The organism is Nocardia amamiensis (assembly GCF_015477605.1).
In the GTDB taxonomy this organism is placed as follows: Bacteria; Actinomycetota; Actinomycetes; order Mycobacteriales; family Mycobacteriaceae; genus Nocardia; species Nocardia amamiensis_A.
The window spans coordinates 1-18,881 of sequence record NZ_JADLQX010000020.1 but is presented as its reverse complement, the minus strand read 5'-3'; the positions used below and the strand labels follow the sequence as shown (position 1 = coordinate 18,881).

Annotated in this window: 21 protein-coding genes and 1 pseudogene; 7 read left to right on the top strand and 15 right to left on the bottom strand. The window is 68.7% G+C overall.

The features are described from left to right. Positions 1 to 13: 13 nt before the first annotated feature. Genes IU459_RS24495 through IU459_RS24485 form a run of 3 tightly spaced genes read left to right on the top strand, consistent with a single transcriptional unit; the run spans position 14 to position 3,630 of the window. Positions 14 to 1,783, top strand: a complete 1,770-nt coding sequence (locus tag IU459_RS24495; RefSeq protein ID WP_195131913.1) for a long-chain-acyl-CoA synthetase — start codon at positions 14 to 16, stop codon at positions 1,781 to 1,783. 27 nt (positions 1,784 to 1,810) lie between these two features. After that, positions 1,811 to 2,695 (top strand): dihydropteroate synthase, encoded by an 885-nt coding sequence (gene folP / locus IU459_RS24490; protein ID WP_195131912.1) that lies wholly within the window; start codon positions 1,811 to 1,813, stop codon positions 2,693 to 2,695. Then, positions 2,692 to 3,630 (top strand): glucosyl-3-phosphoglycerate synthase, encoded by a 939-nt coding sequence (locus IU459_RS24485; RefSeq protein ID WP_195131911.1) that lies wholly within the window; start codon positions 2,692 to 2,694, stop codon positions 3,628 to 3,630. Before folP ends, IU459_RS24485 begins: the two co-directional genes overlap by 4 nt. A 68-nt stretch (positions 3,631 to 3,698) precedes the next feature. Here IU459_RS24485 and IU459_RS24480 read toward each other — a convergent pair whose 3' ends face one another. From IU459_RS24480 to sigE, 7 genes are all read right to left on the bottom strand, one after another. Beyond that, entirely contained in the window at positions 3,699 to 4,031 is a 333-nt protein-coding gene (locus IU459_RS24480; RefSeq protein ID WP_195131910.1) for a hypothetical protein, read from the bottom strand. A gap of 766 nt (positions 4,032 to 4,797) precedes the next feature. Then, on the bottom strand, positions 4,798 to 5,340 hold the full coding sequence (locus IU459_RS24475; RefSeq protein WP_195131909.1) for a hypothetical protein: 543 nt from the start codon (positions 5,338 to 5,340) through the stop codon (positions 4,798 to 4,800). A gap of 532 nt (positions 5,341 to 5,872) precedes the next feature. Further along, entirely contained in the window at positions 5,873 to 6,730 is an 858-nt protein-coding gene (locus IU459_RS24470) for a hypothetical protein (protein WP_195131908.1), read from the bottom strand. A gap of 52 nt (positions 6,731 to 6,782) precedes the next feature. Then, on the bottom strand, positions 6,783 to 7,199 hold the full coding sequence (gene tatB / locus IU459_RS24465; RefSeq protein WP_195131907.1) for a Sec-independent protein translocase protein TatB: 417 nt from the start codon (positions 7,197 to 7,199) through the stop codon (positions 6,783 to 6,785). A gap of 33 nt (positions 7,200 to 7,232) precedes the next feature. After that, positions 7,233 to 8,768 carry a S1C family serine protease gene (locus IU459_RS24460; protein WP_195131906.1) on the bottom strand — a complete coding sequence of 512 codons (1,536 nt, stop codon included), beginning with the start codon at positions 8,766 to 8,768 and terminating at the stop codon, positions 7,233 to 7,235. A 10-nt stretch (positions 8,769 to 8,778) separates the two neighbouring features. After that, a complete protein-coding gene (locus IU459_RS24455) occupies positions 8,779 to 9,177 on the bottom strand; it encodes a hypothetical protein (protein ID WP_195131905.1) in 399 nt (132 codons plus the stop codon). A 57-nt stretch (positions 9,178 to 9,234) separates the two neighbouring features. Beyond that, positions 9,235 to 9,894 carry an RNA polymerase sigma factor SigE gene (gene sigE, locus IU459_RS24450; RefSeq protein ID WP_228838448.1) on the bottom strand — a complete coding sequence of 220 codons (660 nt, stop codon included), beginning with the start codon at positions 9,892 to 9,894 and terminating at the stop codon, positions 9,235 to 9,237. A gap of 280 nt (positions 9,895 to 10,174) precedes the next feature. Between sigE and IU459_RS24445 the strand changes: the two genes are divergently transcribed. The 3 genes from IU459_RS24445 (at position 10,175) to IU459_RS24435 (ending at position 11,651) form a co-directional block, all read left to right on the top strand. Continuing rightward, a complete protein-coding gene (locus IU459_RS24445) occupies positions 10,175 to 10,813 on the top strand; it encodes an O-methyltransferase (protein WP_195132009.1) in 639 nt (212 codons plus the stop codon). A gap of 131 nt (positions 10,814 to 10,944) precedes the next feature. Further along, positions 10,945 to 11,178, top strand: coding sequence for a hypothetical protein (locus IU459_RS24440; RefSeq protein WP_195131904.1), 234 nt, complete (start codon positions 10,945 to 10,947; stop codon positions 11,176 to 11,178). Positions 11,179 to 11,426: 248 nt separating this feature from the next. Then, complete coding sequence (locus IU459_RS24435; RefSeq protein ID WP_195131903.1) at positions 11,427 to 11,651, top strand: hypothetical protein; 225 nt, start codon at positions 11,427 to 11,429, stop codon at positions 11,649 to 11,651. Here IU459_RS24435 and glgC read toward each other — a convergent pair. Then, positions 11,648 to 12,862 carry a glucose-1-phosphate adenylyltransferase gene (gene glgC / locus IU459_RS24430; protein WP_195131902.1) on the bottom strand — a complete coding sequence of 405 codons (1,215 nt, stop codon included), beginning with the start codon at positions 12,860 to 12,862 and terminating at the stop codon, positions 11,648 to 11,650. The two genes, IU459_RS24435 and glgC, sit on opposite strands and share 4 nt — an antisense overlap. A 137-nt stretch (positions 12,863 to 12,999) precedes the next feature. Here glgC and glgA point away from each other — a divergent pair, with 137 nt between their 5' ends. Next, entirely contained in the window at positions 13,000 to 14,157 is a 1,158-nt protein-coding gene (glgA, locus tag IU459_RS24425) for a glycogen synthase (RefSeq protein ID WP_195132008.1), read from the top strand. Positions 14,158 to 14,176: 19 nt separating this feature from the next. Here glgA and IU459_RS24420 read toward each other — a convergent pair whose 3' ends face one another. The 7 genes and pseudogenes from IU459_RS24420 to IU459_RS38680 all read right to left on the bottom strand — a co-directional run. Then, complete coding sequence (locus IU459_RS24420) at positions 14,177 to 15,052, bottom strand: putative RNA methyltransferase (protein WP_324199008.1); 876 nt, start codon at positions 15,050 to 15,052, stop codon at positions 14,177 to 14,179. Continuing rightward, positions 15,053 to 15,220, bottom strand: coding sequence for a DUF3117 domain-containing protein (locus IU459_RS24415; protein ID WP_011211259.1), 168 nt, complete (start codon positions 15,218 to 15,220; stop codon positions 15,053 to 15,055). Positions 15,221 to 15,376: 156 nt separating this feature from the next. Next, entirely contained in the window at positions 15,377 to 15,952 is a 576-nt protein-coding gene (locus IU459_RS24410; protein WP_195132006.1) for a DNA-3-methyladenine glycosylase I, read from the bottom strand. Then, positions 15,949 to 16,269 carry a DivIVA domain-containing protein gene (locus tag IU459_RS24405; RefSeq protein WP_067467833.1) on the bottom strand — a complete coding sequence of 107 codons (321 nt, stop codon included), beginning with the start codon at positions 16,267 to 16,269 and terminating at the stop codon, positions 15,949 to 15,951. Before IU459_RS24405 ends, IU459_RS24410 begins: the two co-directional genes overlap by 4 nt. Before the next feature lie 73 nt (positions 16,270 to 16,342). Then, positions 16,343 to 17,479 carry an Mrp/NBP35 family ATP-binding protein gene (locus tag IU459_RS24400; protein WP_195131901.1) on the bottom strand — a complete coding sequence of 379 codons (1,137 nt, stop codon included), beginning with the start codon at positions 17,477 to 17,479 and terminating at the stop codon, positions 16,343 to 16,345. A 19-nt stretch (positions 17,480 to 17,498) separates the two neighbouring features. Beyond that, entirely contained in the window at positions 17,499 to 18,362 is an 864-nt protein-coding gene (locus IU459_RS24395; protein WP_195131900.1) for a lytic transglycosylase domain-containing protein, read from the bottom strand. A gap of 112 nt (positions 18,363 to 18,474) precedes the next feature. Then, positions 18,475 to 18,881, bottom strand: a pseudogene (locus IU459_RS38680) (Fe-S oxidoreductase); the annotation flags it as partial.

The following is an 18,881-nucleotide window of genomic DNA, read 5'->3' as shown; positions in this document are numbered from 1 at the left end:
GAGAACTGAAGACGTGAGCAGCGACGCACGCTCGACGGTGAGCCTGGCCGACATCATCCGCAATCTGCCCGCTATCGCACTGGACGTGCCGCGCATGCTGCGCAACACGCGGGGAATCCTCGTGAAGCCGGAGTCGAAGTCCTCGATCGGGCTGTATTTCCAGCGCAGCGCGCATCGTCATCCGGATCGTCCGTTCCTGCGGTTCGAGGGCGCGACGTACACCTACGGCGAGGCCAACGCCCAGGTGAACCGCTATGCGAGCGTGCTGGCGCAGCGCGGTGTGCGGCGCGGCGACGTGGTGGGCGTGCTGATGACCAACCGGCCGGAGACGATGTTCCTCGTGCTGGCCACGGTGAAACTCGGCGCCACCGCCGGTCTGCTCAACCACCACCAGCGCGACCAGGTGCTCGCCCACAGCTTCGGCTTGCTCGGCAGTGTCCTGAACGTGGTCGGCGCGGAATGCGCGGAGGCGATCGGCTCGCTGCCCGAGCCGCTCGACAACCTCCTGCCTGCCGACGAACTGCATCGGGCGGCCGAGAGCGCCGACGACACCGATCCGCCGAGTTGCGCCGAGGTCACCGCGCGCGAGCGCGCGTTCCTCATCTTCACCTCCGGCACCACGGGCCTGCCGAAGGCCAGCGTGATGACCCACCTGCGCTGGGCCAAGGTCATGGCCGGGATGGGCGGTCTCGGCATTCGGCTGCGCGGCGACGACACCCTGTACTGTTGCCTGCCGCTCTATCACAACAACGCGGTGACCGTCGCATTGTCGGCGGTGCTCGCCTCCGGCGGAGCGTTCGCCCTCGGGCGGGGATTCTCCGCGTCGCGGTTCTGGGACGAGGTCATCCGGGAGCAGGCGACGGCCTTCATCTACATCGGCGAGTTGTGCCGCTACCTGCTCAATCAGCCGGCCAAGCCGACCGATCGGCAGCACCTCGTCCGGCTCGTCGTCGGCAACGGTCTGCGGCCGGAACTGTGGGATGAGTTCGAAATGCGCTTCGGCATCGAGCGGATCGTGGAGTTCTACGGGGCGAGCGAGGCGAATACCGGGTTCGCAAACGTCTTCGGCGTCGACCGCACCGCGGGGTTCAACCCACTTCCGTATGCCGTGGTGGAATACGACGACGAGACCGGAAAAGCCAAGCGCGACAAGGACGGACGGCTGCGCCGGGTGGGCACCGGCGGCGTCGGGCTGCTGCTGGCCAAAGTGACCGACCGCGTCCCGTTCGACGGTTACACCGACAAGGCCGCCTCCGAGGCCAAGCTCGTGCGCGACGGCTTCGAGCCGGGCGACGTCTGGTTCGACACCGGCGATCTGGTGCGCGAGCAGGGCTGGCATCACGTCGCGTTCGTGGACCGGCTCGGCGACACGTTCCGCTGGAAGGGCGAGAACGTGGCGACCACCGAGGTGGAGCGCGCACTGAGCAAGGCCGAGCCGATCGCCCAAGCCGTGGTCTATGGCGTAGACATCCCCGGAACCGACGGCAAGGCCGGCATGGCCGCCGTGACGCTGCACCCCGGCGCCCAGTTCGACCCGGTCGCGCTGGCGAAGCTGGCCTACGAACAACTCCCCGGATATGCCGTCCCCCTGTTCGTCCGTGTCGTCCCCGAACTGGAACACACCTCCACGTTCAAAAGCCGCAAGGTCGAACTCCGCAAGCAGGGCTACACCCCGAACCCGGACAGCACGCTGTATGTCCTCGCCGGACGCACCGAGGGCTACGTCCCCGCCTACGACGACTACCTCGCCGCCGTCGCCGCGGGCCGAGCCCCCCGAAACTGACGGCGCCTCCCAACTAGAGTCGTCTCCATGTTGAGCTCGATTCCGGCGCGGTTTCCCACGCTGTGCGGGCGGCCGGTGGCGACGGATCGAGCGCTGGTGATGGCGATCGTGAATCGCACGCCGGACTCGTTCTACGACCACGGCGCCACCTTCACCGACGCGGCGGCCATGGACGCCGTCGCGCGGGCGGTCGACGAGGGCGCCGACCTGGTCGACATCGGCGGCGTGAAGGCCGGGCCCGGTGATCTGGTCGACGCGGCGGAGGAGACGCGCCGGGTGGTGCCCTTCGTCGCGGCGATCCGCGCGAAATACCCCGAGCTACTGATCAGCGTCGACACCTGGCGCGCCGAGGTGGCGTCGGCCGCGCTGCGGGAGGGCGCGGATCTGATCAACGACACCTGGGCGGGGGCCGACCCGGAACTGGTCCCCGTGGCCGCGGCGCACGGCGCGGGCGTGGTGTGCAGCCACACCGGCGGTGCGGTGCCGCGCACCAGGCCGCATCGGGTTCGCTACGCCGACGTGTTGAACGAGGTCACCGGAACGGTGGTGCGCGCGGCCGAGAACGCGCGCGCGGCGGGCGTGCGCGAGGATTCGATCCTGATCGATCCGACCCATGATTTCGGCAAGAACACCTATCACGGGCTCGAACTGTTGCGCGGAATCGACGTTCTTGTAAATACCGGATGGCCAGTCTTGATGGCGCTGAGCAACAAGGATTTCATCGGGGAGACTTTAGGTGTCGGTCTTTCCGAGCGGCTGGAGGGCACGTTGGCGGCAACAGCATGGTCGGCGGCGGCCGGCGCCCGAGTCTTTCGTGTCCACGAAGTCGCCGCGACCCGGCGGGTCGTGGACATGATCGCCGCGATCCAGGGCATCCGGCCCCCCGCACGAACCTTGCGAGGTCTGGCATGACATTCCAACCCTTCGAGCCCGCCTGGGCGACGACCAATACCTGGGACAGCCCGAACTGGACGGTGGACGAGCTCGTCGCCGCCAAGGCCGGGCGCACCGTGTCGGTGGTGCTGCCCGCATTGAACGAAGAGCGCACCGTGGCCGACGTGGTGGCCAGCATCCGGCCGCTGCTCGGCATGCTGGTCGACGAGCTGATCGTGCTCGATTCCGGTTCGACCGACGCCACCGCGGAGCGGGCTCGCGCGGCGGGCGCCGAGGTGATCAGCCGCGAGCAGGCCGTGCCCGAGCTGGATCCGGTCCCCGGCAAGGGCGAGGTGCTGTGGCGCTCGCTGGCGGTGACCAGCGGCGACCTCATCGCCTTCGTCGACTCCGATCTGATCGATCCCGACCCGGCCTTCGTGCCGAAATTGCTCGGCCCGCTGCTCACGGTCGACGATATGCACCTGGCCAAGGCCTACTACCGCAGGCCGCTGCGGCAGGGCGGCGCGGTGGACGCGCACGGCGGCGGACGGGTCACCGAGCTGGTCGCGCGCCCGCTGCTCGCGGCGCTGCGGCCCGAACTGTCCCAGGTCTTGCAGCCCCTTGGCGGCGAGTACGCGGGCACCAGGGAGTTGCTCGCCTCCGTGCCGTTCGCCCCGGGCTACGGCGTGGAGATCGGGCTGCTGCTCGACACCTACGACCGGCTCGGGATGTCCGCGATCGGCCAGGTCAATCTCGGCGTTCGCACGCATCGGAACCGGCCGCTGGCCGATCTCGGAGTGATGAGCCGCCAGATCCTCGGCACGGTGCTCGGCCGTAGCGGGGTCCAGGACTCCGGGGCGGCGCTGACCCAATTCCCGCTGATCGGTGATGAATTCACCGCGCACAGCACCGAGGTGTCGCTGATCGATCGTCCGCCGATGAACACTCTGCGGCCCACATGGGCGGCAGCCTGAGCGTCGGCGATCCGCTGCTGGATCCGTGCCCGCGGCATGGGCGGTAAGGCCGGAAACCGGTGTGCGGGTCAGGCTCCTTTTGCCCGCGGGTCGCGCATGTACCCGGCTTCGATCAAGGTGCGGAAGGCCGCATTCTTGTAGACGCATTCCGAGGGCTCGCAGATCCGGTGGCGCTGCATGAGTTCGTGTGCCTCCGCCACGGTCAACGGCTCGGTGGGCAGTTGCTGCGGCCGGCCGATCGGGCAGGTCGGCAGCAGGGGGGCGACCTGCTGCGCGATCCCGTGCTCGGCGACGCCGACTCGCCGCCGCCGGGTCGCCGGACCGTGCAGCAGACCGATGGTGGCGACCAGACTCGCGGCGCCGGCGAGCGAACAGAGAACGGCGATCTGCGTGGCGGTCACGGCGCTTTCTCCTCTCGGTGGGGCGGGCCGGGCAGAGCGTGGCGGGGCCGAAGCGCAACGCACCGTCACCTGATCTAGTTAACTTTCAGCAAATCTAGTGTGGGCCGAACGAGCACGGCGTGCAAGGGGGAGATGAGCGCACCCACGCGATCGGCTGGCTTGGCGAGGGTATTCCCGGCGAATATGGATCCAATCCGCTTCGTGCGAGGAGATTTCGAGCGCGTCCGATCGGACCCGTCAGCCGGGCGAGCTGATCTTCGGTGACTCCGGAGTCCCTCAGCCCGCTTCATGGGTCCGGCGCGAACCGGGGGCGCCGACCAAGCCGATTCAGGGGAGGCCAGTGCCGTAGCAACGGCCGGTGCGTCGAACTCGTCATCGTGAGTGAGCACGCCGACCCGGTGCGATCGTCGATCTCTCGGCTTGCTGCTCGGCGCGCAGATACCGGTGCGGCCGGTCTCCCGCGACCTCATGGCGGAACGGGCTGGGCAGCGGTAGCGAAGGTCTCCCGGGCGTCCACCACGGTGACCCGATAGCCGAGCCGGCGTCCACCGGGGTGCCGTCGTCGATCCCACGCAGGTCAACCCGACCGTGAGCCGGTCGGCGTCGGCGTAGCCGAACCGGTCGGTGCGTGGCGGCGCATCGGACTCGCGGATGATCAATTGCCCGAGTATCGCGCCATCGGAAGTGGTCCCCTCCCGAACGGCGTCTGGCCGGAGCGCGTCGGGTCGGGACGGACGGCGAGTTTCCGCCGTACCGCCGGCCTGGGCTATGCGGAGGTGATCCGGCGCAGCATCTCCGCCGCGGCGGCCCTTCGTTGCGCCTGCGCGGGGTCCAAGTCGGCCGCCGGCGCGGACGCGGGTTCGCTCTTCGTGCTGTCGTCGCTCGTCGTGGACGCGGCTTGGCTCTGCACCCCGTCGTCGTTCGTCATGGACGTGGGCTCGCTCTGCGAGCCGTCGTCGTTCGCCATGGACGCGGCTTCGCTCTGCAGGCCCTTGTCGCTCGTCGTGGACGTGGGTTCGGGCTTCGCGTCGTCGTTCTCCGCGATCGGGTATGGGAGCTGGCGACGTACCGCCGGCATGGTCAGACGCGGCTTGCTGTCCGTCCGTGTGTCCTCGTCGGACGCCGTTTCGTCCTCCTCGGAACCCTCTGACGCGGGTGACTCGTTCTCCTGCTCCTTTGCGAGCCGGGCTTGGAGTTCGGCCACGGAGAGGTGGGAGCGCGACGACGCCGGCCGCAGCAGTATGGTGGCGACCAGGACGAGCAGTCCGGTCACCAGGATGGCGGCACCGATGAGCAGAAGCGGATTCACTATTTCCTCCTTGCCGGACGTCTCGCACGTCCGTTTGGCGGAGCTGGAGATAGGGCGCGTCGGTCTCGGCAGGCACCACAGGGTCGAGCGGCTCGCGCGTTATCTTTCAGCTATTTTAGCCAGCTTGTGGGAACGTGACATCGGCAGGTCGGGTGACCGGCACCACACCTGACTCCGGCATAGGTGTCGGCTCGGCGGATGCTGTTGAGCAGGGTTCTTGCCGCAGCATGGAGTATCGAAGACCGTGCGTCCGTGCTATGCCGTCGGCGACTGCCCAGGGTGTGCGCGCTGCAACTCGTGTGGCGGATGGTTTGCTGAATCTCTTTGTGTGACTGCATCCGACGGCCCATGAGCATGCGAACCGAGGCGAAGTAGTCGAATCACGGGCTCGCCTACGTCGAAACCACCGTCCTCTGGCGGATGACTTACCGTGCAGGCGGTATCCGTCCTGCTCGCCGAATCCCGCGGGAATTCGCTGCCGACGCAGCCGATCGTCCTGGAGTCCGAGAATCCGGTCCGGACATGCCGCCGCTCAGCGGCGCAGACCCGATAGCGGGGAGCGGTTTTCGGGGTCGTGGCGATAGACCGGCGTGAGCAGTTCGGCCTCGAGTGGTTCGCCGGTGGCGCGGTCGAAGCGACAGGCGATCAACACCGAGAACAGGTGGTTGCTCGCGCGCTCGTGCAGCGTGGCCAGCCGGGTGGCGAGCAGGCGGATGGCGCCGAGCGAGCCGGGCGGGTGCATGCCGTCGATCATCAGTACGGTGCCGCGGCCGTCGGGGCGCGGAAGCCTGGCGAGATAGGCGATGTCGTGCGGTTCTGGGCCGCCCGGCCGGTACACCCGCCGGGCTGCCCGGTCCTCGATTCCCCGGCGTGTATCGCCCACTCTGGCCACGGCGCGGCGCAGCCGTGGGTCGGCGGCGACCAATTGGCGCAGGCTGGGGGATAGTTCCGGGCCGCCGAGCACGATCAGTCCGTCGCGGCGCAGATCGACCGGGCGGCCCGGGAGGAAATGCTCGACCGCGACAGTGAATCCGAGTTGGCGGAGTAGTTCGGCCAACCGTTGCGGGGCGGCCGGATCCGGTGCGCCGATCACCCGCCCGGCGCGCACCTCCGGGACGAGCACGGTGAGCGAACCATGCCCGAAGAACAGTCCTTCCGGCGCGGGCCCCTGCGTACTCACCTGGTGGATGCGGGCGCGGGAAAGTCCCGCCGCCGCACCGATTCTGGCGAACGTCCAGCCTTCGGCATGGAGTTCGCGGATCACGGCACGCCGAATCCTGGTCAGTTCGTTGATGGTCTGCTGGGCCGCCGCCACTCCATCGGTGGCCGCCTTCAGTCGCTCGACCTTGTCCTCGATCGCGAACACGCGCGCCACGTCATCGGCCGACATGTGCGAAGTCTAGACAGCTGAACAGCGCATGGTGTCTAGACTTCTTGACGGATCAGGTGGCGTCGGAGTCGATCGGAGGACGTTCGTTGCGCTCCAACGGCTTATCCAACTTGGGCATCGGATAGTCCGGCATACCGCTGTTCGTGCCGTACAAGTCCTTCGGGTCGGGCAATGCGCTGTTGAAATCCTTGAACAGCGAATCGTCGCCATTGAGAAGATGTTTGGTCACCATCGCGCGCGGGGTCATCCCGCGCAGTTCGTTCAGGTCGGCCAGCGGCTTGCGCAGATCGTCGAATTCCGGCCCGAGTTCCTGACGCAGCTGCGTGGTGGCGCCGCTGGCGTAATCGCGCACCTGCCGTAGGCTGCGCGTGGTCCAGCGCACGGCACCGGGCAGACGCTCCGGGCCGAGAATCACGAGGGCGGCGACGAGCAGGATGACCATCTCGCTCCAGCCGATGTTGCTGAACACGTAATCAGGCTACCCGGCGATCGGGTCGGCGGGTCAGTCGGATTCCAGCGTCACAGGCACGTCCACCTGCCTGCCATCGCGGATCAACTGCACGTTCACCGTCTCCCCGATCTTGTGCGACTGCACCGCGACCACCAGTTCGTCCGGACCGGTGACCTCGCGGTCGCCGACTTTGACGATCACGTCACCCTCCACGATCCCGGCCTTCGCCGCGGGGCTGCCCGGGGTGACGTCGGCCACCGCCGCACCGCTCATGACCTCGTTGGCCACCTGCTTGGTCCGCGCGCTCAGACCGATGATCGGGTGGTGCACGACGCCGTCGCGGATCAATGTCTGCGCGACCTCGGTCACCATGTCCACCGGGATGGCGAAGCCGAGGCCGACCGAGCCGCCGGTCTCGCTGCGGATGGCGGTGTTGATGCCGATGACCCGGCCGTCCATGTCCACCAGCGCGCCACCGGAGTTACCCGGGTTGATCGACGCATCGGTCTGCACCGCGTCGATGACGGCCTTCGTGTCGCTGCCCTCGCCCTCCAGTTTCACCGGACGGTGCAGGGCGCTGACGATGCCGGAGGTGACCGTCTTGCTCAGGCCGAGCGGCGAACCGATCGCCAGTACGTCGTCGCCGACTTGGACGTTGCCCGACTTCCCGATCTGGGCGACGGTGAGATTCTTCACATCCACCTTCAGCACGGCCAGGTCGGTCTTCGGATCGCGGCCGACGATCTGGGCGGGCACCCGGGTTCCGTCGGAGAACTGCACCTGGATCGCGGCCCGGTTGCTCTTGTCCTGGGCGGCCATCGAGATGACGTGGTTGTTGGTGACGATGTAGCCGCCGCCATCGATGACCACGCCGGAGCCGGTGGCGCCGTTGTCGCCGACGGTGACCCGGATCGAGACGACCGAGGGCAGCACCGCGTTCGCGACCTGCGCGATGAGGCCGTGCGGGCGATCGCCGTCGCCGGTCTGCTCCAAGGTGACCTTGCGCGAGGTCAGCGTCGAGGCGGTTTCCGCGGTCAGCCTGCCGACCAGCCCGCCGAGCAGGCCGATGACCAGCGCCACCAGCGCGAGCAGTGCCAGCGCCTTGGGGGCGACACGGTCGCCGAACAGCACTTCGCGCGCGCTGAGCTTCTCGGCTCGGGGGAGTTGCTGCGTTTTGGGGGTGGGCACCGCGGGGGCGCCCAGCCGCGCGACGGCGTCCGGATCACGCCACGGGTCGACGGGACCGGCGACCGGGGCGGGGCCGCCGGCGGCATCGGGATCGCGCTGCAGCAGCTCGGTGGAACCCTCGGGGCGGCCGAACGCCTCGGCCAGCACCGCGTCGGGTGGACGGTTCTGCGGTTCGGGGCCACTCTGTGCCGCGCCCGCGGTGCGGGCAGGCGGCGGGTCGGCGAACGAACCGGACAGCCCGGACGGCCTGCGGAAGGCGCGCGCAGTATGCGTGTCGACATGGGGCCGGTAGACCGGGCGCGGGCCGAGCACGGGCGCGTCCGGTGGCCGGAGATTCCCGCGGTTGGCCGCCGAATCCGAGGTGTCGGCCGATCCGGAATTCGTCGAGTCGGTGGTCACTCGGAAAACTCTACTTGCGCCACCAGGTTGTCCACCGAGTCGCGGTGAAGGAATCGGTCAGAAAACCGAAAACCGCTTCGTTCCGGGTGGTCTGGCCGGCTCCCGACGTGGGGGTGCGCGCGCTGGAGGCGCCACCCGGCAATTCCCCGAGCGGAATCCTGGTCAAGCTGTCGTGCAGTCCGGTGGGAATCGCGACGTTGCCTGCGTGCCGCAACGCGATGCGGGCCTGTTGCTGAGCGTCGACCTCCGCCGCGCACTCCGGGCACAGCGAAAGGTGCTGAGCAGCGCGCAGGTACGCGTTCATGCGCAGTTCGCCGTCCACATACGCCGCGATCGCCTCGCTCGCCAGATGTTCGGTGGGGCTGAAGCGAGGCGGACGACGACCGGACGTACTGAAGTCGCCACTCATTCGGTGCTCACCCTTTCAACCGACATCGACCGTGGGGCGACGCCGGCTTCCGACGAATCACCCGATGTTCATATCAGCGGCGAACCGCTGCTCACTTCCATTATGCGCAAGGTAGTCGCGCAGCGCCTGCCGCCCACGGTGGATCCGGCTGCGCACAGTGCCCAATTTCACGCCGAGCGTAGCGCCGATCTCCTCGTAGGACAGTCCCTCGATGTCACACAGGACCACGGCCGCGCGGAACTCCGGCGCCAGCGAATCCAAGGCGGATTGCAGGTCGGGATCGAGGCGGGCGTCGTGGTATGCCTGCTCGGGGCCGGGGCCCTCGGCGGGCACCCGGTCGTAGTCCTCGGGCAGCGCTTCCATCCTGATCCGGTTGCGGCGGCGGACCATGTCCAGGAACAGGTTGGTCGTGATGCGGTGCAGCCAGCCCTCGAAGGTGCCCGGTTGGTAACTCGACAGCGAACGGAACACCCGGATGAACGTCTCCTGCGTGAGGTCCTCCGCGTCCTGTGCGTCGCCGGAGAGGCGATAGGCCAGCCGGTAGACCCGGTCGGCGTGCTCGCGGACCAGCTCGTCCCACGACGGCATGGCCGACCGGTCACCGGTGGCGTCGAACGCGGCAGTCCCGGTCAGCTCGACGGGATCGGCGACGATGTCGGCTTCGACAGGCGGGATCTGCTCGGGCAGGGTGGCGTACTCACGCGCCGCATCGACCATGTGGATGGGGCTACCTCCTACTAGGGACCGCACAGGCACGGACTCGATCGGGGCCGGGTCTACGGTCCGTCACGTACGGATACAACAGACAAGCTGTATGTCGTTGTTCCCGCGTCCTGTGTTAATACACGGTCGGTGGTCTTGCGTTGCCCATACTCTTTCTGGTCCTGATATGGCCGGGTTATGGAGATCCTGAGGGACACCTGAGAAAAATGGCCGTGGAATTGGCGGCGGCGCGTGTTGTCCGGAACGCCCAGACCACCCTCCCGGCGTTAGCCTCATACCCGTGGCATCGAATCTGGAGCGAAATCTCGCTTACGTGGAGGAATCCGTCGTGGAAGACGAGATCCTCGTCAGCGCGCGCGAGCGGGCCACCGAACTCGGCGTGGCACCCGTGCCGCCCTCGGTGGGTGCGCTGCTGAGCATGTACGCGCAGTTGCTCGGCGCGCGGGCGGTGGTCGAGGTCGGCACCGGCGCGGGCATCAGCGGGCTGTGGCTGCTCGACGGCATGCGCGAGGACGGCACGCTGACCACCATCGATTCGGAGCCGGAGCACCAGCGCGCGGCCAAGGAGGCGTTCCGCGCCGCCGACATCCCGACCGCGCGAACCCGCCTGATCAACGGGCGTGCGCTCGACGTGCTGCCGCGCCTGGCCGACGGCGCCTACGATCTGGTCTTCGTCGATGCCGCGCCGCTGGAGCATCCGGAGTACGTGGCCCAAGCGGTGCGATTACTGCGCAGCGGTGGGGCCATTCTGCTGCACAACGCGCTGCTGGGCGGTCGGGTGCCCGACCTGGCGCAGCGCGATCCGGCCACCCAGGCGGTGCGCGCCGCCACCCGCGCCATCGCGGAGAACCCCGAACTCACCTGTGTGCTGATTCCGGTCGGTGACGGATTGCTTTGCGCCTCGCGCGGTTAGCGATGCGAGTAGTTGCGCGGCGATCCGGGCTGCCCCGTCGCCCGTCTGCACGATAGTCGCCACGGGTCGAGTCGTTTTCGCGGCCGAATCGAGGGTATGCGCTGAGAAACAAGTCAGCGAGGTTATCGGTTATGCGTGAAATGGATGCCATCGAGATGGGTGCCCTGGGGCATGTCGTCACGGAGCGTCGGTCGAGTTGGCTGCGGCCGACCATGCTGGCTCTCGCGTTGGTGCTGCTGGGAGCCGTCTTGGTGCTGATTGTTGTCAGCAATACCGATTTCGACACCGGACCCGCCAAAGTCACTCCGACACAGGGCCCGTGCGAGCCGTTCTGCACGCAAACGGTCGCCCCGCCCGGACCATAGTCGTGAGGCGCCGAGCCGGTTTTCTTCCGCGGCCGACGCGCATCGTATGTATTTGCGGGGGAGTACTTTCGGACATGCATCGCGTCTGATGCCCGTGGCGCATAGCGGATGAATTGCGCGGCCACGCGAGCGAGTTCACGAATCCGCCTCCGAACGGCCACGCTTCGGCGCATGCTTCAGCAGAGCGCGCGTGCGCAGCATACTGGTGGGGTCATGGTCGGAGCGAGGTCCGGAAGAGGGTGGGTGCCATGATGATGTTCCTGTGGGACGAGGACGAGCGTCGTCCACGTCCTATTCACTGGGGCCGGACGATGGTGGCCTTCGCCGCGGTGCTTTTGTTCGCCGTGCTGGCGGTCTATTTGGTCAGCACCGCCGATTTCGGCGACGCGTCGAAGACAACCGTCCCGCGCACCCCGGGCCCGTGCGCGCCATTCTGCATCGGATCTCCCGCCCCTGAGCCGGGCTCGCCTTAGACCCAGACGCCTTTGCCGACCGTCACCACGCCGCCGTTGCTGACGGCGAACCGGCTGCGGTCGCGCGCCAGGTCGACGCCGATGATCTCGCCCTCGCCGACGACCACGTTCTTGTCCAGGATGGCCCGCCGCACCACCGCGCCGCGCCCGATCCGGACACCGGGCATGAGCACGCAGCCCTCGACGGTGGCGCCGTCGTCGACCATGACGTTCGCGCTGAGCACCGAATTGCGCACCGTGGCGGCGGACAGGATGCTGCCCGCGCCGACGATGCATTCCTGCGCCAGGCCGCCCTGAGCGAACTTGGCCGGGGGCAGGTTCTCGGCCGCACCGCGGATCGGCCAGTGCCGGTTGTAGAGGTTGAACACCGGGTGCACCGAGACCAGATCCATGTGCGCGTCGTAGAACGCGTCGATGGTGCCGACGTCACGCCAGTAACCGCGGTCGCGGTCGGTGGCCCCGGGAACGTCGTTGTCGGCGAAGTCGTAGACGCTCGCCTGCCCCGCGGCCACCAGGAACGGGATGATGTCGCCGCCCATGTCGTGGTCGGAGTCGGCGTTGTCGGCGTCCGCCTTGATCGAATCCACCAGCACCTTGGTGGTGAAGACGTAGTTGCCCATGGACGCGAACGTGACGTTCGGGTCGTCCGGAGTGCCCGGGGGATGCGGGGGCTTCTCCAGGAACTGGGTGATCCGCCCGGACTCGTCGCTGTCGATGCAGCCGAACGCGCTCGCCTGGCTGCGCGGCACCCGGATGCCCGCCACGGTCACGCCTGCGCCGGAATCGATGTGGTGGCGCACCATCTGCTCCGGGTCCATGCGGTACACGTGGTCGGCGCCGAACACCACGATGTAGTCCGGGTCCTCGTCGTAGATCAGGTTAAGCGACTGCATGATCGCGTCCGCGCTGCCGGTGTACCAGCGCGGCCCGAGGCGCTGCTGCGCGGGCACCGGGGTGATGTACTCACCCGCGAAACCGGACAGGCGCCAGGTCTGCGAGATGTGCCGGTCGAGCGAGTGCGACTTGTACTGGGTGAGCACGCACAGCCGCAGGAAGCCCGCGTTGACCAGATTGCTCAGCACGAAATCGATGAGGCGGTAGGCGCCACCGAACGGGACGGCGGGCTTGGCGCGGTCGGCCGTGAGTGGAAAGAGTCGCTTGCCCTCGCCACCGGCGAGCACGATTCCCAGGACGTGCGGCTGGCTCCTCACATCTGCCAAACTACCGGGTAAAGCGGTAGTGAGTGGCCCACGAGCAGTTGAACGTCTAGTTTGAATCGGTGAGTTTCGGCACGGATCGCGGACGCGCGTCGGTGGATTCCGGCGAGCGGGACCGGCTTCGGGTCGCGATGCTGACCCGCGAGTATCCGCCCGAGGTCTACGGCGGAGCCGGGGTGCACGTCACGCAGCTGACGGCGCACCTGCGTCACCTGTGCCAGGTGACCGTGCATTGCATGGGCGCCACCCGCACGGATGCCGTAGTCCACCAGCCGGATCCGTCGCTCTACGCCGCCAACGCCGCGGTGCAGATGATGTCCACCCAGCTGCGGATGGCCGACGCCGTGGGCGAGGTGGACGTGGTGCACTCGCACACCTGGTACACCGGCCTGGCCGGGCACCTCGCAGGCACCCTCTACGGCGTACCGCACGTGCTGACCGCGCATTCGCTGGAACCGCGCAGGCCGTGGAAGGCCGAGCAGCTCGGCGGCGGCTACCGGATCTCGTCGTGGTCGGAGCGCAACGCGGTCGAGCACGCCGACGCGATCATCGCGGTCAGCGAGGGCATGCGCCGCGATGTGCTGGACGCCTACCCGTCCGTCGACCCGGACCGGGTGCACGTGGTGCACAACGGCATCGACGGACGTGTCTGGCATCCCGGCCCGCCGCCCGGCGACGCGCCGTCGGTGCTCGCGGAACTGGGCGTGCGCATGGACCAGCCGATCGTGGCGTTCGTCGGTCGTATCACCCGGCAGAAGGGGGTGGGTCATCTGCTGGCCGCCGCCCGCGACTTCGATCCCGGCATCCAGCTCGTGCTGTGCGCGGGCGCGCCGGACACGCCCGAACTCGCCGAGGAGACCACCGCGGCGGTGCAAGAGTTGCAGCGGCGGCGCGGCACCGTGTTCTGGGTCCGCGAGATGCTGCCGACCGAGCAGATCCGGCAGATCCTGGCCGCCGCGTCGGTGTTCGTGTGCCCGTCGGTGTACGAACCGCTCGGCATCGTCAACTTGGAGGCGATGGCCTGCGCGACGGCGGTGGTCGCCTCCGACGTCGGCGGTATCCCCGAGGTCGTGACGGATGGCCGCAACGGCCGACTGGTGCACTATGACGCGGGCGCCGCCCAGGACTACGAGCGGGCTCTGGCCGCCGCGGTGAACGAAGTCGCCGGTGATCTCGTGCTGGCCGCAGAGTTCGGTGCCGCGGGCCGCGCACGGGCAGTCTCCGAGTTCGACTGGTCGAAGATCGCGGCGCGGACGGTCGAGGTCTACGACAAGGTACGCAAGGGCTGAGTCACCGCCGAGTCAGCGGTCAGGCCGCCGGGCGGTAGGTGCCGACCATCACCGACGCGGTTACCTCGATGGTCTCCGGCAACCGCGCCAGACGCGCGTCGTCGGAGACCGCGTGATGCGCGGACGGCCCCATGCCGACGACGTTCGCGACATCGGCTCTGGGAAGCTTCATCGGATACTCGACCAGGGTCTGTTCGACGGGCTCGAAGTACCCCGTCATCGCGGCGTCGAGCCTGCGGTGCTTATCCGGGTCGACGCGCACCATGTCCAGCGGACCGACCAACTCGCCGAGATGGCGTTCGGTGGGTGTGGCGACGACGAAGCGGCCGTCCTCGGCGAGGACCCTGGCGACCTCGCCGGGATTGCGCGGCGCGAATACAGACAGCACGCTGCCGAGCGAGCCGTCGCGTATCGGCAACCCGAGCCAGGCGTCGGCCAATACCGCCGCGGCGCGCGGATGGGCGCGAGCGCACCGCCGGACGGCCGGTTTGGCCACGTCCAGCGCGATGCCGACGGCCGGGGGAGCGGCGTCGAGTACCTGACCGAGGTAGTAGCCCGTGCCCGCGCCGACTTCCAGCACGGCGCCACCCCTCCGCCGCGCGATGACGGCACGGGTCACCGCGTCGGCGATCGGCGCGAAGTGTCCCCCCGTTTGGAAGGCGGCGCGCGCGTCGAGCATGGCCGCGGTGTCGCCGGTCATCTTGGTCGACGCGCCGGTCAGGAGACTGACATAGCCCTGTCTGGCGACGTCGAAGCTGTGCCCGCGCGCACAACGCAGCGCCCGGGCCTGTGGTTCGAGGGCGAGCGCCGGGGCGTCCTGGTGCGCCCGAACGCATTCGGGGCAGGCCAGGAGACCGGCGGCAACGGCGAGAGCCGAGTGCTCAGCCTGGGCCACTCAGCTGGTGACGCTCTTCAGTTCGTCACCGAGCGCCGCCGCCTCGTCCGGCGTGAGTTCGACGACCAGACGCCCGCCACCCTCGAGTGGAACCCGCATGACGATTCCACGCCCTTCTTTGGTTGCCTCGAGGGGACCGTCCCCGGTGCGGGGCTTCATGGCCGCCATCCTCTGCTCCCTCCAGATCTGCGCGGTCTGCTGCGCACTTTCTTGGAACTCCAGTTGTCACCAACCAGCGAGCCCGCCGGCGTTTGGCGAGCTACACCCGTCCCATTCTTCCCTATCGCAGATGTGGACGGATAGCTGAGTTCGAAAACTGACCGGTCAGCCGGTGCTGGACACCGCGCTGCCCACCCAGCAGTCGGCCAGATGATCATCTACCATTCCGGTCGCCTGCATCAGCGCGTACGCCGTGGTCGGGCCGACGAAGCGGAACCCGCGCCGTTTCAATTCTTTTGCCATGGCTACGGATTCGGGTGTGGTCGCGGGCACGTCGGCGCCGGTGCGCGGACGGGGGCGCGGCGGCGGGGCGAACGACCAGAGCAATTCGTCCAAGCCGATGTCGAGGCGCCGCGCGACCCTGGCGTTGGCGATGGCCGCCTCGATCTTGAGCCGGTTGCGGACGATGCCCGCGTCGGCCAGCAGCCGGGCGACGTCGGCGTCGCCGAACTCCGCGACGCGCTCGATCGAGAATCCGGCGAACGCCGCACGGAAGGCCGGACGTTTGCGCAGGATGGTCAGCCAGGACAGGCCGGACTGGAACGCCTCCAGGCACAGCCGTTCGAACAGCGCGTCGTCGCCGTGCAACGGCTTGCCCCACTCGTAGTCGTGATAGTCACGGTACAGCTCGGTCTCCAGCGGCCAGGAGCAGCGGATCAGGCCGTCGGCGGGCGCCGTCATTTCGACTCCGGCGCGATCGGCGTCTGCCATCGCGCGGCCTGCGCCTCGGCCAGCTGATGCTGCAACTCGTCGATCCGGGCGGCCAGCCTGGTCAGCGCCCAGTCCACCTCACCGGCCTTGTACCCCCGCAGCACCTGCTGGAAGCGCAGAGCGCGCACGTCGGCGCCGGTGATCCCCTCGACGGGCAGCACGGTGGCGGTCGTCCCCTCCGGCAGCGGGCCCAGCTCCTCCGACCGCCCGAACACCGCACTGGCGAGCAGGAACAGCACCGCGGCGACCAAGCCGACGATCAGCACATACAGCAGCATGGTGAGCATGATGTGAGTCTATTTGCAGCGGCTGTGCCGGTTGTGGCTCGCGTCCTGGCGACCGCCGCCGGCGACTGCGGCGCTACAGGTGGCGGGTGGTATCGATGCCGAGTGACATGCCGGCCAGGCCGCGGCGGCGGACGGCGAGTTTGTCGGCGACCTCGAGCAGTGCCTTGGCGGCCGGGTTCTCCGGGTCGCGCAGCACGATGGGGGTGCCCTCGTCGCCTGATTCGCGCAGCGCCTGTTCGATCGGGATCTGGCCGAGCAGCGGCACGGTGGCGCCGACCGCGCGGGTCAGGCGGTCGGCGACCGCTTGGCCGCCGCCGGAGCCGTACAGGTCCATCCGGGTGCCGTCCGGCAGGTCCAGCCAGGACATGTTCTCCACCACGCCCGCGATGCGCTGCCGGGTCTGCAGCGCGATGGCGCCTGCCCGCTCCGCCACCTCGGCGGCGGCGGGCTGCGGGGTGGTGACGACCAGGATCTCCGCGCCGGGGATCAGCTGGGCGATGGAGATGGCGACGTCGCCGGTGCCCGGCGGCAGGTCGAGCAGCAGGATGTCCAGGTCACCCCAGAACACGTCGGCGAGGAACTGCTGCAGCGCCCGGTGCAGCATCGGGCCGCGCCACACCACAGGGGTGTTGCCCTGGGTGAACTGCGCGATCGAGATCATCTTCACGTCGTGTGCGACCGGCGGCATGATCATCCGCTCCACCTGCGTCGGCCTGGCGTCGGTGCCGAGCATGCGCGGGATGGAGTGGCCGTAGATGTCCGCGTCCAGCACGCCGACCGACAAGCCGCGCGCGGCCATGGCGGCGGCGAGGTTCACCGTGACGCTGGACTTCCCGACCCCGCCCTTACCGGAGGCGACCGCGTAGACGCGGGTCAGCGAGCCGGGCTGGGCGAACGGGATGACCGGGTCGGCCGAGTCGCCGCGCAGCTGTTTGCGCAGCGCGGTGCGCTGCTCGTCGCTCATCACGTCGAGGTCGACAGCGACCGCGCCCACACCGGGCACGTCGGCGATGGCCTTGCTGACCCGCTGGGTGATCTCCGTGCGCAGCGGGCAGCCCGCCGTCGTCAGATAGATCTCCACGTGGACATCGCTGTCGGCGCCGATTGTGACGCTTTTCACCATGTTCAGTTCGGTGATCGGTTTGCGGATCTCCGGGTCGTCGACCTTCGCGAGGGCACCGCGCACATCCGCTTCCGTAACCACTGGCATGGCAGGAATTTTAGGCGTGTCAAACTTTGGGCACTTCTCCGGCCCGTGGTGCGGCCTCCGTGCTGTAGGAGGTCGCCCACGACATGACTTTCGCGACGTAGGCCATGGAGTGGTTGTAGCGCAGGATCGCCTTCGACCGCTGAGCCGGATCGCGCATGTTCAAGCCGCCGTCACACAGGTATCGCCCGGCGGTCAGCGCGGCGTCGAAGAGGTTCTGCGGGTCGGCGATGCCGTCGTCGTTGCCATCGGCCGCGTAGCGCTTCCAGGTTTGCGGCAGGAACTGCATCGGGCCGATCGCGCGGTCGTAACCGGCCAGGCCGTCCAGCGTGCCGTCGTCGGAGTCTCCGATCACCTGGTTACCCGCCAGCGAACCGTCGAGCACCGGGCCGTAGACCGGGCTCAGCGGGTTGCCATCGGTATCCGCTTTGCCGCCGAACGCGTGGGTGGACTCGACCCGCCCGATGCCGGCCAGCAGCGACCACGGCATGCCGCACACCGGATTCTCCGCGGCCAGAACACGTTCCGCGTTCTGGTATGCCGCGACGGCTACACCGGGAATGCCCATCGGTCCTGCAGGCAGTGTGGCGCGTTGCCGATCGCTCGGGAGCGCAACGGTTTTCACTATCGGTGCCGCGGTCGGCGCGCGCTTCGCCATTGCGTGCGCGACGAATTCGGGTGCGGCCAGGAGATTCGCGGTCTGTGGTCTGGCGCCGTGCGCGTCCTGATCGTCATCCGGCGTCTGGACCGCGACCGCGAGGGGCGCGGCGTCGCCGACATCGGAGGCGGACGTGACGGTCACGAGCCCAGCGGGAACCAGTCCGGTCAGTGCGATTACGGAGCTCCGCCTAGCGGTGGCGGGTGACTGCTTTCGGTGACGCCCCACGGTGTGGTGACCCTCCCATGGCTCGCTGTGAGCCCTTCGTTATGGATGAAGGGAAGGTTACCGCACCCGAGATCTTTTTGTTACTGGTTCGTGATCTGATAGCAGGTTTGAATCACTGTGGAGGCACGAGTGGTCCCGGGAGGGGGATGACGATGCCGAAGGGCAGGGTGATGCCCGGTGCAGCGGGGGCGGGTTCGGTGGCCGGTGCGGGTTGGGGTTCGGTGGCCGGTTCGGGGCCGATCGCGGATTCGGGATCGCCGCCGGGCGCCGCCTCGTGTCCCGGGGAGCCCGGCGCCGCGGGTACGGGCGCGCCAGGCACGGTGGGTGCGGGCTCCCCGGGTGCGCGGTCGAGTCCAGGGGAGCCAGGCGCGGCGGGTGCGGGTGCGCCGGGTGCGGCGGGTGCGGGTGGTGCGGGTGCGCCGGGTGCGGGAACTCCGGGTGCGCCGGGTGCGCCGGTGCCCGGTGGGATGCACCCAGCCGCCTGCGGGTCACCCCCAGCCGCCTGCCCGGCCCCGGCAC

Coding starts and splice junctions, on each gene's coding strand:
- folP (WP_195131912.1), top strand. CDS start 1,811: ATGTTGAGCTCGATTCCGGCGCGGTTTCCCACGCTGTGCGGGCGGCCG.
- IU459_RS24485 (WP_195131911.1), top strand. CDS start 2,692: ATGACATTCCAACCCTTCGAGCCCGCCTGGGCGACGACCAATACCTGG.
- IU459_RS24470 (WP_195131908.1), bottom strand. CDS start 6,730: ATGTCGGCCGATGACGTGGCGCGCGTGTTCGCGATCGAGGACAAGGTC.
- IU459_RS24455 (WP_195131905.1), bottom strand. CDS start 9,177: ATGAGTGGCGACTTCAGTACGTCCGGTCGTCGTCCGCCTCGCTTCAGC.
- sigE (WP_228838448.1), bottom strand. CDS start 9,894: ATGGTCGATGCGGCGCGTGAGTACGCCACCCTGCCCGAGCAGATCCCG.
- IU459_RS24440 (WP_195131904.1), top strand. CDS start 10,945: ATGCGTGAAATGGATGCCATCGAGATGGGTGCCCTGGGGCATGTCGTC.
- IU459_RS24435 (WP_195131903.1), top strand. CDS start 11,427: ATGATGATGTTCCTGTGGGACGAGGACGAGCGTCGTCCACGTCCTATT.
- glgA (WP_195132008.1), top strand. CDS start 13,000: ATGCTGACCCGCGAGTATCCGCCCGAGGTCTACGGCGGAGCCGGGGTG.
- IU459_RS24415 (WP_011211259.1), bottom strand. CDS start 15,220: ATGGCGGCCATGAAGCCCCGCACCGGGGACGGTCCCCTCGAGGCAACC.
- IU459_RS24410 (WP_195132006.1), bottom strand. CDS start 15,952: ATGACGGCGCCCGCCGACGGCCTGATCCGCTGCTCCTGGCCGCTGGAG.
- IU459_RS24405 (WP_067467833.1), bottom strand. CDS start 16,269: ATGCTCACCATGCTGCTGTATGTGCTGATCGTCGGCTTGGTCGCCGCG.
- IU459_RS24400 (WP_195131901.1), bottom strand. CDS start 17,479: ATGCCAGTGGTTACGGAAGCGGATGTGCGCGGTGCCCTCGCGAAGGTC.